14 protein-coding genes are annotated in these 14,593 nt (G+C 62.8%); 11 read left to right on the top strand and 3 right to left on the bottom strand.

All coding sequences use genetic code 11. The features are described 5' to 3' along the window. Positions 1 to 212: 212 nt before the first annotated feature. Complete coding sequence (locus tag AC0V2Y_RS09180) at positions 213 to 1,922, bottom strand: methyl-accepting chemotaxis protein (protein WP_475416558.1); 1,710 nt, start codon at positions 1,920 to 1,922, stop codon at positions 213 to 215. 367 nt (positions 1,923 to 2,289) lie between these two features. Further along, a complete protein-coding gene (locus tag AC0V2Y_RS09175) occupies positions 2,290 to 3,414 on the bottom strand; it encodes a M14 family metallopeptidase (RefSeq protein ID WP_035822333.1) in 1,125 nt (374 codons plus the stop codon). Positions 3,415 to 3,555: 141 nt separating this feature from the next. Between AC0V2Y_RS09175 and AC0V2Y_RS09170 the strand changes: the two genes are divergently transcribed. Then, positions 3,556 to 3,810: a hypothetical protein gene (locus AC0V2Y_RS09170; RefSeq protein ID WP_077408596.1), complete on the top strand. Its 255-nt coding sequence runs from the start codon at positions 3,556 to 3,558 to the stop codon at positions 3,808 to 3,810. A gap of 235 nt (positions 3,811 to 4,045) precedes the next feature. Here the strand turns inward: AC0V2Y_RS09170 and paaX are convergent, their stop codons facing one another. Then, complete coding sequence (gene paaX / locus AC0V2Y_RS09165) at positions 4,046 to 4,975, bottom strand: phenylacetic acid degradation operon negative regulatory protein PaaX (protein WP_070224237.1); 930 nt, start codon at positions 4,973 to 4,975, stop codon at positions 4,046 to 4,048. 267 nt (positions 4,976 to 5,242) lie between these two features. Here paaX and paaA point away from each other — a divergent pair, with 267 nt between their 5' ends. From paaA to pcaF, 10 genes are all read left to right on the top strand, one after another. After that, positions 5,243 to 6,232, top strand: a complete 990-nt coding sequence (paaA, locus tag AC0V2Y_RS09160) for a 1,2-phenylacetyl-CoA epoxidase subunit PaaA (RefSeq protein WP_219132666.1) — start codon at positions 5,243 to 5,245, stop codon at positions 6,230 to 6,232. A 28-nt stretch (positions 6,233 to 6,260) separates the two neighbouring features. Further along, positions 6,261 to 6,545 carry a 1,2-phenylacetyl-CoA epoxidase subunit PaaB gene (paaB, locus tag AC0V2Y_RS09155; RefSeq protein ID WP_034746356.1) on the top strand — a complete coding sequence of 95 codons (285 nt, stop codon included), beginning with the start codon at positions 6,261 to 6,263 and terminating at the stop codon, positions 6,543 to 6,545. A gap of 14 nt (positions 6,546 to 6,559) precedes the next feature. Continuing rightward, on the top strand, positions 6,560 to 7,312 hold the full coding sequence (paaC, locus tag AC0V2Y_RS09150; RefSeq protein ID WP_475416602.1) for a 1,2-phenylacetyl-CoA epoxidase subunit PaaC: 753 nt from the start codon (positions 6,560 to 6,562) through the stop codon (positions 7,310 to 7,312). Continuing rightward, positions 7,312 to 7,839, top strand: coding sequence for a 1,2-phenylacetyl-CoA epoxidase subunit PaaD (paaD, locus tag AC0V2Y_RS09145; RefSeq protein ID WP_475416557.1), 528 nt, complete (start codon positions 7,312 to 7,314; stop codon positions 7,837 to 7,839). Before paaC ends, paaD begins: the two co-directional genes overlap by 1 nt. A 40-nt stretch (positions 7,840 to 7,879) precedes the next feature. Then, complete coding sequence (gene paaE / locus AC0V2Y_RS09140) at positions 7,880 to 8,959, top strand: 1,2-phenylacetyl-CoA epoxidase subunit PaaE (RefSeq protein WP_475416556.1); 1,080 nt, start codon at positions 7,880 to 7,882, stop codon at positions 8,957 to 8,959. Positions 8,960 to 9,087: 128 nt separating this feature from the next. Then, a complete protein-coding gene (gene paaG, locus AC0V2Y_RS09135) occupies positions 9,088 to 9,879 on the top strand; it encodes a 2-(1,2-epoxy-1,2-dihydrophenyl)acetyl-CoA isomerase PaaG (RefSeq protein ID WP_475416555.1) in 792 nt (263 codons plus the stop codon). Position 9,880: 1 nt separating this feature from the next. Then, the gene (gene paaH / locus AC0V2Y_RS09130; protein WP_475416554.1) at positions 9,881 to 11,446 is read left to right on the top strand and encodes a 3-hydroxyacyl-CoA dehydrogenase PaaH; all 1,566 of its coding nucleotides are present in this window, start codon (positions 9,881 to 9,883) and stop codon (positions 11,444 to 11,446) included. Next, entirely contained in the window at positions 11,439 to 11,885 is a 447-nt protein-coding gene (gene paaI, locus AC0V2Y_RS09125) for a hydroxyphenylacetyl-CoA thioesterase PaaI (RefSeq protein ID WP_475416553.1), read from the top strand. The genes paaH and paaI overlap by 8 nt, the downstream gene beginning before the upstream one ends. Before the next feature lie 68 nt (positions 11,886 to 11,953). Continuing rightward, complete coding sequence (gene paaK / locus AC0V2Y_RS09120) at positions 11,954 to 13,282, top strand: phenylacetate--CoA ligase PaaK (protein WP_475416601.1); 1,329 nt, start codon at positions 11,954 to 11,956, stop codon at positions 13,280 to 13,282. 22 nt (positions 13,283 to 13,304) lie between these two features. Then, positions 13,305 to 14,510, top strand: coding sequence for a 3-oxoadipyl-CoA thiolase (gene pcaF / locus AC0V2Y_RS09115; RefSeq protein ID WP_475416552.1), 1,206 nt, complete (start codon positions 13,305 to 13,307; stop codon positions 14,508 to 14,510). Positions 14,511 to 14,593: the final 83 nt, after the last annotated feature.

Raw genomic sequence — 14,593 nt, 5'->3', positions numbered from 1 at the left:
GGTCGGTGAAAATCGCGCCGCAGCGCGTGGCTGGTCTTTGATGGTCATAGGTAGGAGCTTATCGGCAAGGGAAGGGACGAACAATGCTGCGCCCAGTATAGGCAGCAATGGCCGGCGTGGCAACGATTAGCGGTGCTGCGCTGCGCCATGGCGGCGCGCCGCTCCCGCCGCGCTGGACGGCGGCACGGGCGGCTGGCTGCTGCCCGGTCAGGTCAGTATTGTTCCCACTCGCCTTCCGCCGCCATGGCGGGCGCGGCGCTCTTGCGGCTGGCGGGAGCGTTGGCGACGAGACGGGGCGGGACCGCCCTGGCGGCTGCGGCCTGTGGCGCTGGCTTTGGCGCCGGCCGCGCTGCTGGCGCGGCGGCTGGCAGCGTCTGCGTGCCGTCGAGCTTGAACACGCTGACGGCCTCGGCCAGGATGCCCGCTTGCTCCTGCAGCGCTTCGGACGCGGCGGCCGCTTCTTCCACGAGCGCGGCATTTTGCTGGGTCACGGCATCCATTTCCGTAATGGCCTGGTTGATCTGTTCGATCCCTGCTTCCTGCTCGTTGCTGGCGGACGTGATCTCGGCCATGATGTCCGTAACGCGTCGCACGCTGCTGACGATCTCTTCCATGGTGCTGCCCGCCTGGTTCACCAGATTGCTGCCGAGATTGACCTGGTGCACGGAATCGTCGATGAGGATCTTGATTTCCTTGGCGGCGGAGGCGGAGCGGTGGGCCAGGTTGCGCACTTCCGTGGCCACCACGGCAAAGCCCCGTCCCTGATCGCCCGCCCTGGCCGCTTCCACGGCCGCATTCAGGGCCAGGATATTGGTCTGGAAGGCAATGCCGTCGATGACGCCGATGATGTCGACGATTTTCTTCGACGAGGCATTGATGGAGTCCATGGTCGTGATCACTTCCGCCACCACCTGGCCGCCCTTGCCGGCCACGCTGGAGGCCGATTGCGCCATCTGGTTGGCCTGGCGCGCGTTTTCGCCATTCTGCTTGACGGTCGACGTCAGTTCTTCCATCGATGATGCCGTTTCTTCCAGCGAGCTGGCTTGCTGTTCCGTGCGCGAAGACAGGTCCATATTGCCGGAGGCGATTTCGCGCGAGCCGTGGGCGATAGCGTCCGTGCCATGGCGCACGCGCGCCACGATGCCTTGCAGATTGTCGTTCATGTCTTTCAGGGCGCGCAGCAGCTGGCCCGTTTCATCGGTGCCGCGCGCGTCGATGGTGCCCGACAGGTCGCCGGCCGCCACCCGTTGCGCCACTGTGACGGCTTCGGCGATGGGCCGGCTGATGGAGCGGCTGATCAGGACGGCCAGCGCGATGGCAATGGCCGTCGCCGCGATGGACAGGGACAAGGTCAGGATGATGGCCATGCGCCCATCGGCCGCGGCTTGCTTGCCTTCGCTTTCCATCAGCGATTCCTGGAAGCCGGTCATGGCCGCCAGTGCAGTCAAGAATTTTTCTTGGGGATAGCGCAGCTGCGTCAACAGGAAGATGCCCGCCGTTTCCGATTTGCCTTCTTGTAGTAGCTTGATGTTCGCATCGCGCGTCCTGGCATAGCTTTCGCGGCTGGTCATCACGGCCTGGAGCAGTTCCTGGCCCTTGGGCGTATTGACCATGGTTTTCAGGCGCGCCAGCAGTTCCAGGTTCTTTTTGATCGAGGCCTGAATCTTGGCCACAGAACTGCTGACTTCGTCGGCATCGTTGGCGCCGATGATGGCGATGCTCAGCAGGCGGGCCTGGATATTGACCTCGGACTGTATCGTATTCGACAACATGACCTTGACATAGCGGTCGTTGAGAATTTTTTCCGTCGATGCATTGATGTTGCGGATGCGGCTGACGGAAACAAATGCCACCATGGCAAGCAGGACAATGATCAGGCCGAAACTGAAGGTCAAACGGGTACTGATTTTAAGCTTAGACATAGATCATTCATCCTCGGCGAAAAGCGGAAAGCGTGCGCTGGGAATCGTCCCGCGGACAGGCGGTGTCCATTCAAGACGATGCTGATGCGGTCAGTTTGCGTTACAGAAAGCTAATTCGGCAGGGACAGGGCCGTGGATGCGTATTGCCGGTGGCCGGGAAGTCATGGCGACCCGCCCGGCGAGATATTCTTGCGGGGCAGCGCAGCGTGGCGTGGCCCGATTCTGTTGCTTAGTGTAGGACGATAATTTCTGGTAGGCAAGATGTTAGGAAAAAAATCTGCTCGGCCAGCAACGCTTGTCGTGCGGTCAAAAAAAATGCCCCGGCGAGCGGGGCATGGGATCAAGCGGGCCGCTTCGGCCCAGGCGCTCAGGCGCGCAAGGTGGACAGGATAGGCTGCAGCACGGCCGCGCCCAGGGCAGCGCTGCGGGCGCCGCTCCAGCCCGTTTGTGGGTCGGGATCGTTGGCGTTGTCCTTGAACGGCAGTTCCAGGGTCAGCGACAGGCAGCCGAAGGCGTGCGTGATGTGGGGCGAACCCATGGTCAGTACTTCCGGCGTGAACGGGCCGTCTTCGTAGCCGTGCTCATCCTGGAAGTCGGGGCTGGCCACCTTGAAGTCGGCGATGAAGCGGTCTTGTTCCGCCTTCTGGGCTGGCGTAAAGTTTTCCAGCGCATCGCTGCCGGCCACGAAGACGTAGGGCAAGCCTTCGTCGCCATGCACGTCGAGGAACAGGTCGCAACCGATTTCATGCATTTTCTGTTTCACCAGGAACACTTCCGGGCTGCGCTCCATGGTCGGCGTCATCCACTCGCGGTTCAGGTTGGCGCCGGCCGCGTTGGTGCGCAGGTTGCCATGCACGGAACCGTCCGGGTTCATGTTCGGCACCACGTAGAAGACGGCGTCCTGCAGGCACTGGCGGGCAAACGGATTGGCCTGGTCCAGCAAGGCTTCGAGCATGCCTTCGACAAACCATTCGGCCATCGTCTCGCCCGGATGCTGGCGCGCGATGACCCAGACTTTTTTCTCGGCATCGGCGTCGCCGACGACCAGCAGATTCATGTCGCGGCCTTCCACCGTGCTGCCCAGGTCGATCAAGCGCACCAGCGGCGACGCTTGCGCGCTGTCGATCAGGGCCAGGTGGCGGTCCCATGGGTACGGCTCGAAATAGGCGTAGTAGACGCTTTCTTCCTCGGGCGTGTGTTCGATGGTCATCACCGTGCCGTCAAAGCTGGTGGGTACGCGGAACCAGGTTTCGCGGTCGTAGCTGGCCACGGCCTGGTAATCTTTCCAGCCGTCCGGGTAGGCCGACTTGCCTGCGTTCATGAAGCGGATCGTGCACGCCTCGCCTTGCGCGCCTTGCAGGCGGAAGTAAAACCACTGCGTGATGTCGGCGTGGGAATCCTTGCGGATGTTCAGCTCGATGGAGTGGGCATCGTCGGCGCGCAGCACCTCGATCGCGCCGGCGTCGAATTGCTGGCTGATTTTAATGGTCATGAGTGTTCCTGATAAAAACGTATGGGTTTTGCATCGTGTGCAATGGCGCGATGATACCTGTTTTGCGGTGGCCTTTGTGCTGGCGCAAACGATGACGGACATGCTTTGCTAACGTGGAAGCTCCGATATGGGGAGAGCATCATGGACGACAACGGTAAACACATACGCGAACTGGAAAAGAAAATCAGCGCCCTCAGCGACGCGCTGGCGCACCTGGGCAAGGGGACGACCTTGCAGGAATTGCTGCGCATCATACGTTTCCCTGGCTACACGACGCCGGCCGAATTCACCTTCAATGTGGCCATCCTCGACACCATGCTGGTGCAGGCCAATGCGCTGGAAAAGCTGGGGCAGGATTTGTTGGCGGGGGCCAAGCAGGTGGTGGCAAAACAGTGAGCAGGCGGTGACTTACAACACCTAACAAAACCGTAGCGAGAGGAAGGGAGTTGTGCTTGAGAAGCGCAACTGTACGAAGGTACAGTGAGCATCGCAGGCCGCAAATACCGACGCGCAGTAGGTTTTGATAGGTGTTCTTATTCCTGAACACCTGAAAAATGGCCAGGGCAAGGCGCAGGGCCGCAGGCAGTACGAACGTACGCCCAGGCCCTGCAACGCCGCCATGGATGTTTTATCAGGTGTTCAGTCCGCCGAAGCGTTCGTAAAACCACGGCTCCACATCCGGCGCGTGCTCATCCTCGCGACGCAGGGTGGCCAGGATGTGTTCCTCTGCAGGAGCGTACGTGATGCGGTACAGGTCGCGCGCCAGCGCATAGGCTTGCGTGCCGGGCCACGGTTCGGGCAGCAGTTCGACGGGCAGTTGCGGGTCGTGCAACTGCACGCGGCGGTAGGCGTGCGTCAGCAGCGAGCGGATGACGAAGGCCTGCTCGGCATCGAACACGGGTTCTTCCTGCAGCAGGGTCAGCAGCGGCTGGAAGCTGGCGATGAATTTTTCGTAGCCGGCCATCACTTCCGACAAGTCCCAGCAGTCGCCCACCATGTCGCGCAGGGGACGCGTGCTGACACCGGGCAACTCTGTTGTGTGGCAGACATACAGCTTGCCCTGCACCTCGTTGCGCACGAGAATATCTTCCAGCGCCTCCGCATTGCTGGCCGGGTGGCCAAAGATGCCGGGCGAGATCAAGCCATAGCCCGCCCACAATAATTCCTTGCGCAGCGCGCCCCGTTCGGCGGCGCCGATGCTGCCGGCCGGCCCGATCACCAGAGTCCAGCTGCCATCCCAATGCACGACCAGCGGCGCATAGATGCGGCGGTAGGCGCGTTCGAAGCGGGCCAGCGCCTCCGGGCGTATCGCATAGGCGCTGCGGCGGCCGTCGCGCTGCGAGCTGAGCCAGCCTTCCTGCGCCAGGCGGAACACGCTGGTGCGCAATAGCCGGTCATTGACGCCGAATGGCGCCAGCAGTTCGATCAGGCTGCCCAGCCAGATGGCGCCGCCGCGCGGCACGATGGCGTCGCCGAAGATGGTCATCACCAGAGACTTCGAGCGCGGTGGGTCGCTTTCCAGGAAATCGGCTATCCATGCCGTGCAGCGGGTGTTCTTCATGTGGTTCCGGTCTGGCCGTGTTGCGGTCGGTTCAATAAAAGCAGCAGTTTACTTGGCTGCGCGGGTAGCGCGGCAATAATTTGCCGGAAGCGCGGGTAGCGCCCCATGGTGTTTTCTCATAAGCAATATCATACGCACAAAAAAGCGGCATAAGATACGTTTTTTTAAAATGATTCATATCAAGTGTATGCAAATCGTTTTTTGTATCGTATTATCTGTTCATCGCACCGCGCGGCTGCGCAAAATCAAAGACATGGGAGACACATCATGTACGCACAAATGGTTGAAACCGGCCTCAAGAACGTCCGCTCCATCGACGACATGGGCCAGGAAGAGCGCGCTTTCCAGGCGCGCATCGACGAAGGCATCAAGATCGAGGCCAAGGACTGGATGCCGGACGCCTACCGCAAGACCCTGATCCGCCAGATTTCGCAGCACGCCCACTCGGAAATCGTCGGCCAATTGCCCGAAGGTAACTGGGTTACGCGCGCGCCGACCCTGAAACGCAAATCGATCCTGCTGGCGAAGATCCAGGACGAAGCGGGCCACGGTCTGTACCTGTACAGCGCCGCGGAAACCCTGGGCGTCTCGCGCGACGATTTGCTGGCCGCCTTGCACTCGGGCAAAGCCAAATATTCCAGCATCTTCAACTATCCCACCCTGTCGTGGGCCGACATGGGCGCCATCGGCTGGCTGGTCGACGGCTCCGCCATCATCAACCAGATTCCCTTGTGCCGCTGCTCCTACGGTCCGTATGCGCGCGCCATGATCCGCGTCTGCAAGGAAGAATCGTTCCATGCGCGCCAGGGCTACGACATCATGATGTCGCTGTGCAAGGGCACGCCCGAACAGAAAGCCATGGCCCAAGATGCCTTGAACCGCTGGTGGTGGCCATCGTTGATGATGTTCGGCCCGTCCGACGCCGCCTCCGTCAACAGCGCCCAGTCGGCGCAATGGCGCATCAAGCTGTTCTCGAACGATGAATTGCGCCAGCGCATGGTCGACCAGACCGTGCCGCAAATCGAATACCTGGGCCTGACCGTGCCCGATCCCGACCTGAAGTTCAATGCGGAGACGGGCCATTATGAATTCGGCGAGATCGACTGGTCCGAGTTCAACAATGTCTTGAAGGGCAATGGCCCGTGCAACCGCGAGCGTTTGCAAACGCGCGTGAAAGCGTATGAAGACGGCGCATGGTTCCGCGATGCCTTGCTCGCGTATGCAGACAAGCAAGCCGCCAACAAAGCGGCAGCGTAATTACATAAGACAGATAGGGGATAGCAACATGAGCAAAGAATGGCCTTTGTGGGAAGTTTTCATCCGCAGCCAGCACGGCCTGGCGCACAAGCATGTGGGCAGCCTGCACGCTTCCGACGCCACCATGGCGGTCAACCATGCGCGCGACGTCTACACGCGCCGCAATGAAGGCGTGAGCATCTGGGTGGTGCGCGCGGCCGATATCGTCGCCAGCAGCCCCGGCGACAAGGGCGCCCTGTTCGAACCGTCGAACAGCAAGGTGTACCGCCATCCCACCTTCTTCCCGATGCCGGAAGAAGTCAAGAACCTGTGATGGGAGCGCCTGTAATGGATGACAAGGTCAATTACCTCCTGCGCCTGGGTGACAATGCCCTGATCCTCAGCCAGCAGCTGTCGCAGCTGTGCGGCAAGGGCCCGGCGCTGGAAGAAGACATGGCGCTGACCAACGTGTCGTTGGACTTGCTGGGCCAGACGCGTTTGTGGTTCAGCTATGCGGCCGAACTGGAAAACGCGGGCCGCGACGAGGACGACATCGCCTTCCTGCGCGATGCCCACGATTTCAAGAACTGCCTGCTGGTCGAACAGCCGAACGGCAATTACGCCGACACCATGATGCGCCAGTTCTTCTTCGACAGCTGGCATTACTTCCAGCTGCTGGAACTGACGAAATCGACGGACGCGCGCATCGTCGAGGTGGCGCAGAAGTCGATCAAGGAAGTGACGTATCACCTGCGCCGCAGCGGCGACCTGATCGTGCGCCTCGGCGACGGCACGGCGGACAGCCATGCAAAAACGCAGGTGGCCGCCGACAAGCTGTGGATGTACACGGGCGAGATGTTCAAGTACGACGCCGTCGACCAGGCCATGGTCGCCGCCGGCATCGCGCCGCCATCGGACGTGCTGCGCCGGGCCTTCCTCGAGCACGTGGCCGAGATCTTCGCCGAAGCGACGCTTGTCATGCCGGCGCCCGACGCGTGGATGCAAAAGGGCGGCAAGCAGGGCACGCACACGGAGCACCTGGGTTTTATCCTGGCCGAGATGCAGTTCCTGCAGCGCGCCTATCCCGGGGCGGAGTGGTAATGCACGCCGCCGGCGCATCACTGGACGCGGCCCAGGTCTGGGCCTGGCTCGGTGACGTGCCGGACCCGGAAATCCCCGTCATCTCGGTGGTGGACCTGGGCATCGTGCGCGCCGTCGAAGTCACGGATGGCGATGCGTGCATCGTGACGATCACGCCCACATATTCGGGCTGCCCGGCCATGCAGGTGATCGCCGACGCCGTCACCGATGCCTTGCGCAGCCATGGCGTGGCCAGGGTGACCCTGGTGAACCAGCTGGCGCCCGCGTGGACCACGGACTGGATGAGCGAGACGGGCAAGGCCAAGCTGAAAGGCTACGGCATCGCCCCGCCGCAGCAGCAGGTGATCGACATCAGTGGTTTGAAAGGTGGCGTCAAGCGCCAGGCTGGTCCCAAGCTGGAGGTGATCTGCCCGAACTGCGGCTCCACGCATACGCAGCTGACCAGCCAGTTCGGCTCCACGCCGTGCAAGGCCCTGTACAAATGCCTGGCTTGCCGTGAACCGTTTGACTACTTCAAGTGCCACTAAAAAAATCAGGCACACGTTCCGAAGAAACTGGAGATGAAGCATGAGTAAATTTTATCCGCTGTGCGTAGCGAACGTGCGCAACGAAACGCGCGACACCATCGCCGTCACGTTCGATGTGCCCGCCGAGCTGCAGCAGCAGTTCCGCTTCCAGCAGGGCCAGCACCTGACCCTGCGCGCCCATATCAATGCGGAAGACGTGCGCCGCTCGTATTCCATCTGTTCGGCGGTGCAGGACGGCACGCTGCGCGTGGCCATCAAGCGCACGCCAGGCGGCGCCTTTTCCACCTGGGCGAACGACACCCTGAAAGCCGGCGCCACCATCGACGTGATGCCGCCCATGGGCCACTTCAACGTGCCGCTCGACTGCGTCAACCGCAAGCACTACCTGGCGTTTGCGGCCGGCAGCGGCATCACGCCCATCCTCTCCATCATCAAGACGACCCTGCTGACGGAACCATTGAGCCGCTTCACCCTGTTCTACGGCAACCGCGCCTCGTCCTCCGTCATCTTCAAGGAAGAATTGACGGACTTGAAGGATGTGTACCTGGAGCGTTTGAACCTCGTCTACGTGATGAGCCGCGAGCAGCAGGACATCGAACTGTTCAACGGCCGCATCACGCAGGAAAAATGCGAGCAGTTCCTGCAGCACTGGATCAAGGTCGAAGACTACGACAACGCGTTTATTTGCGGCCCGGAAGACATGATGCTCGGCGTGTCCGCTGCCCTGCAGGCGGCCGGCATGCCCAAGCAGAACATCAAGATCGAACTGTTCGCCGCCAGCATCCCGAAAAACGCCCACAAGCCGCGCGCCCAGCTGGCCGCGGATACGGTGCAGGAAACGGAAGTGACCGTCGTCATGGATGGCAACCACACCACCTTCACGATGGACAAGGACAAGGAATCCATCCTCGACGCGGGCCTGCGCCATGGGCTGGACATGCGCTACTCGTGCAAGGGCGGCGTGTGCTCGACCTGCCGCTGCAAGATCCTCGACGGCAAGGTCGAGATGGACGTCAACTACGCGCTGGAAGACTACGAAGTGGCGCGCGGCTTCGTCCTCAGCTGCCAGAGTTTTCCATTGACCGACAAGGTGGTGGTCGATTTCGACCAAGCTGAATAGTCGCAAACCCCAAACAACATCTGGGGTCGGACCTTAAGGGTAATTCGGCCCAGTGGGGCGAATGACGATTCCGCAGGAACCGACCTTACTTGTCCCTGGGTTAAAAATAAACGTATACGAGACACGCCATGACCTACCAAAACATCCTCTTCACCATCGAGCAGGGCATCGCGACGCTCACCCTGAACCGTCCCGACAAGCTCAATAGCTTTACCCAGGCCATGCACGAGGAAGTGCGTGACGCGATTGCGCAAGTGAACGCCGACAGCACCGTGCGCGTCTTCGTGCTGACGGGCGCTGGGCGCGGCTTTTGCGCCGGCCAGGATCTGTCCGACCGCGCCGTGGAGCCGGGCTCGAAGGGCGTGGACCTGGGCGAATCGGTGGAAAAGAACTATGCGCCGCTGGTGCTGGCCTTGAAAGCCTTGCCTATGCCCGTGATCTGCGCCGTCAACGGCGTGGCCGCCGGCGCGGGCGCCAACCTGGCGCTGGCCTGCGACATCGTCATCGCCGGCAAGTCGGCCAGTTTCGTCGAAGTGTTCTGCAAGCTGGGCCTGATCCCGGACACGGGCGGCACCTTCTTCCTGCCACGGCTGATCGGTTCGGCGCGCGCCATGGGCCTGGCCATGCTCGGCGAAAAACTGACGGCGGAAAAGGCCGAGGACTGGGGTTTGATCTGGAAATGCGTGGATGACGCCGAACTGGCGCAGGAAACGCGCAAGCTGGCCGTGCACTTTTCCACGGCGCCGACCAAGGGCCTGGCGTATACCAAGCAGGCGCTGGCTCTCAGTGGCGCCAATACCCTGCCGCAGCAGCTGGCGCTGGAAGCGCGCATGATGAGCGATCTCGGTAACAGCGACGATTACCGCGAAGGCGTCGCCGCCTTCATGGAAAAGCGCGCACCGCAATTCAAGGGACACTGATATGGCAGCTTTGGACAAAAACAGTATCGTCGCCGTTATCGGCAGCGGCGCCATGGGCGCCGGCATCGCGCAGGTGGCCGCTGCCGCCGGCTACCGCGTCAAGCTGTACGACACGCGCGCGGAAGCGGTGAGCAAGGCGCTGGCCGACATCGGCAAGATGTATGCGAAGCTGGCCGAGAAGGGCCGCATGACGTTGGACGAAGCCGCCGCCGCCACGGCGCGCCTGCAGGCGGCCGGCAGCCTGGCTGATGTGAGCGATGCTGTCCTGGTGGTGGAAGCCATCGTGGAAAACCTCGACGTCAAGCGCGGCCTGTTCGCCGAACTCGAAGCGTTAGTCAGCGACGACTGTATCCTGGCGACGAATACCTCGTCGATCTCCGTCACGGCCATTGCCGCCAAGCTGCGCCGGCCGGAACGCCTGGTCGGCATGCACTTCTTTAATCCCGTGCCCCTGATGGCGCTGGTGGAAGTGATCAGTGGCCTGGCCACCAGCGAGCAGGTCGCCGCCACCGTCTACGACACCTCGATTGCCTGGGGCAAGAACCCCGTGCATGCGAAATCGACACCCGGCTTCATCGTCAACCGCGTCGCCCGTCCGTTCTATGCGGAAGGCTGGCGCCTGTTGAACGAGCAGGCGGGCGACCCCGCCACCATCGATGCCGTGCTGCGTGAAGCGGGCGGCTTCCGCATGGGCCCATTCGAATTGATGGACCTGATCGGCCATGACGTGAATTTCTCCGTCACGCAATCCGTGTTCGGCGCCTACTTCAACGACCCGCGCTTCACGCCGTCCGTGCTGCAGCAGGAGATGGTCAACGCCGGTTTCCTGGGCCGCAAATCGGGCCGCGGCTTCTACCTTTATGGCGAAGGCGCCAGCGCCCCTGTCGCGCAGGCGGAAGGCGCGCAAGCGACCCCGGAATTCGTCGCCCTGTCGGCCGCCATCGGCGGCGATGGCCGTGGCCACAGCGGCATCATCCGCAGCCTGGTGCAGCGGCTGGAGCAGGCGGGCGTCACCGTCAGCCGCCGCGTGACGCAGGAAGGCCAGGTGCATGACGAAGCGCCCGCCCTGCATTGCCATGGCGCCGCGATCTATCTGACCGATGGGCGCAGCGCCACCCAGCGCGCGCACGACAACCAGCATCCGGACACGGTGCTGTTCGACCTGGCGCTCGATTACGCCAGTGCAAAGCGCATCGCCGTGGCCCGTGCCGACCAGTGCAGCGACGACGCCTACGCGGCCGTCGTCGGCCTGTTCCAGGCGGCCGGTTTCATCGTCACGCGTCTGGACGACGTGCCTGGCCTGGCCGTCATGCGCACCGTCGCCATGCTGGCCAACGAAGCGGCCGACGCCGTCAACCAGGGCGTGTGCACGGCGGACGCCGTCGATATCGCCATGCAGAAGGGCGTCAATTACCCGCGCGGACCGCTGGCCTGGGCCGATGCGGTGGGCGTTCAACAGATCGTGACCGTGCTGCACCACCTGGCGCAAGGCTATGGCGAGGACCGCTACCGGGTCTCGCCGCTGCTGCGCCGCAAACTCGCCAATGGAGTACCGTTTCATGGATAAGGAAGACCAATTTCACGCCGCCCAGGCCTTGGCTGAAGCGGCCGCCGCCTCCATGCTGTCGCGCGATAACGCCACCGCCGCCATGGGCATCGCCCTGGCCGACGTGGGCCCCGGCCATGCACGCATGACGATGACGGTGCGCGCCGACATGCTCAACGGCCATCAGACCTGCCATGGCGGCTTTATCTTCGCCCTGGCCGACAGCGCCTTCGCCTTTGCCTGCAACAGCTACAACATGAACACCGTGGGCGCCGGCTGCACCATCGATTACCTGGCGCCGGGCCGCGAGGGCGACGTGCTGACGGCGCACGCCGTCGAGCAGGCGCTGGCCGGCAAGAGCGGCGTCTATGACGTCAAGGTCAGCAACCAGGATGGGCGCGCCATCGCGCTCTTCCGCGGCAAGTCGATCCGCGTGGCGGGCGAAGTCATTAGTGATTGAAGGTACAAGAGCAGGCTTGAACTGCCGTTGCAGCATTTCATAGTAAAAGAACCGATTAGGAGACAATGATGGTCCAACGAATTCCCGCCCCGAATGACCTCGAGCCGATCGAGCGCGCCAGCAAGGATGAACTGCAGGCGCTGCAGCTCGAACGCATGAAATGGACGCTCAAGCACGCGTATGACAACGTGCCCCATTACCGCGCCGCTTTTGACGCAGCGGGCGTGCATCCGGATGACCTGAAGTCCCTGGCCGACCTGGCCAAATTTCCGTTCACCGACAAAAAAGTCTTGCGCGACAATTACCCGTTCGGCCTGTTCGCCGTGCCGCGCGAGCAGGTGGTGCGCATCCACGCATCGAGCGGCACCACGGGCAAGGCCACGGTGGTCGGCTACACGCAGAACGACATCGATACCTGGGCCAACGTGGTGGCGCGCTCGATCCGTGCCGGCGGCGGACGCGCGGGCGACATGGTGCATATCTCCTACGGCTACGGCCTGTTCACGGGCGGCCTGGGCGCGCACTACGGCGCCGAGCGCCTGGGCTGCACGGTCATCCCCATGTCCGGCGGCCAGACGGAAAAGCAGGTGCAGCTGATCCAGGATTTCAAGCCGTCCATCATCATGGTCACGCCGTCGTACATGCTCAACATCATCGAGGAATTCACGCGCCAGGGCCTGGACCCGGCCGAATCGTCGCTGAAGGTGGGCATCTTCGGCGCCGAGCCGTGGACGGACGCCATGCGTTCGGAAATCGAGGCGCGCGCCGGCATCGACGCCGTCGACATCTACGGTCTGTCCGAAGTGATGGGCCCTGGCGTGGCGTCCGAGTGCATCGAGAGCAAGGACGGTCCCGTCATCTGGGAAGACCATTTTTATCCGGAGATCATCGATCCGGAAACGGGCGAAGTGCTGCCGGACGGCGAAGAGGGCGAGCTGGTCTTTACCTCCTTGTCGAAAGAGGCGCTGCCCATCATCCGCTACCGCACGCGCGACCTGACCCGCTTGCTGCCGCCGACCTCGCGGGCGATGCGCCGCATCGGCAAGATCACGGGCCGCTCGGACGACATGCTGATCATCCGCGGCGTGAACGTCTTCCCCACGCAGATCGAAGAATTGATTTTGAAAATGCCGAAGCTGGCGCCGCAATACCAGCTGGTGGTCACGCGCGACGGCCACCTCGACAAGCTCGAAGTCATCGCCGAGCTGCGCATCGACCTGACGGCCACCATCTCGGCCAGCGAAACGGACGCCCTGGCGCGCGAGCTGGAACACCGCATCAAGACGCACGTGGGTGTGAGCACGCGCGTGCGCCTGGTGGCCGCCGCCGGCATCGAACGCACGCTGACGGGCAAGGCCCGCCGCGTGGTCGACCAGCGCCCGAAGATTTTCTCCTGATAGCCCGAACAAGGAAACAAACATGAACGAAGCCTTTATCTGTGACGCCGTGCGCACCCCCTTTGGCCGTTATGGCGGCGCGCTGTCCAGCGTGCGCGCCGACGACCTGGGCGCGCTGCCGATCGCCGCGCTGATCACCCGCAACCCGTCCGTCGACTGGTCCGCCATCGACGACGTGTTCTATGGCTGCGCCAACCAGGCGGGCGAAGACAACCGCAACGTGGGCCGCATGGCCGCGCTGCTGGCCGGCTTGCCGGCGGCAGTCCCGGCCAATACCATCAACCGCCTGTGCGGCTCCAGCCTGGACGCCGTCGGCATGGCTGCCCGCTCGATCAAGGCGGGCGAGGCGGAACTGATCATCGCCGGCGGCGTGGAAAGCATGACGCGCGCACCGTTCGTGATGGGCAAGGCCGACAGCGCCTTTTCGCGCGCGGCGAAAATCGAGGATACGACCCTGGGCTGGCGCTTCGTCAACGGCAAGATGAAGGCGCAGTACGGCATCGACACCATGCCGGAAACGGCGGAAAACGTGGCCGTGGAATTTGGCGTCAGCCGCGCCGACCAGGACGCGCTGGCCTTGCGCAGCCAGCAGCGCTGGGCCGCCGCCAACGCGGCCGGCGTGTTCGAGCGCGAAATCGTGCCCGTCGCCGTGCCGCAAAAGAAGGGCGAGCCGAAGATGGTGACGATGGATGAGCATCCGCGTCCGGACACCTCGCTGGAAATGCTGGCGAAACTGAAAGGCGTGGTGAAAGCGGACGGCACGGTCACGGCCGGCAATGCCTCGGGCTTGAACGATGGCGCCTGCGCGATTTTGCTGGCGTCCGCCGCCGCCGTGGATAAATACAAGCTGACGCCGCGCGCAAAAGTGCTGGGCATGGCCACGGCCGGCCTGGCGCCGCGCATCATGGGCTTTGGCCCCTCGCCGGCGTCGCGCAAGGTGCTGGCGCAGACGGGATTGAGCATCGAACAGATGGATGTCATCGAACTCAATGAAGCGTTTGCGGCGCAGGCGCTGGCCGTCACGCGCGACCTGGGCCTGGCCGACGATGCGGCCCACGTGAACCCGAATGGCGGGGCGATTGCCATCGGCCATCCGCTGGGGGCATCGGGCGCGCGCCTGGTGATGGCCGCGCTGAACCAGCTGGAACGCACGGGCGGGCGCTATGCGCTGTGCACCATGTGCATCGGCGTGGGGCAGGGTATTGCCGTGGTGATTGAACGCGTATAAAAAAGTAGAAAAACAAAAAAGGCGCAGGCTTGTAAAAAAGCGCCAATATTAATTGACCGTAGTGCCAACCTGGTGGAGACCAC

Source organism: Janthinobacterium sp. BHSEK (genome assembly GCF_056174685.1).
Note: the sequence above shows the minus strand (reverse complement) of the source record. Positions and strands in the feature narration are given on the sequence as shown.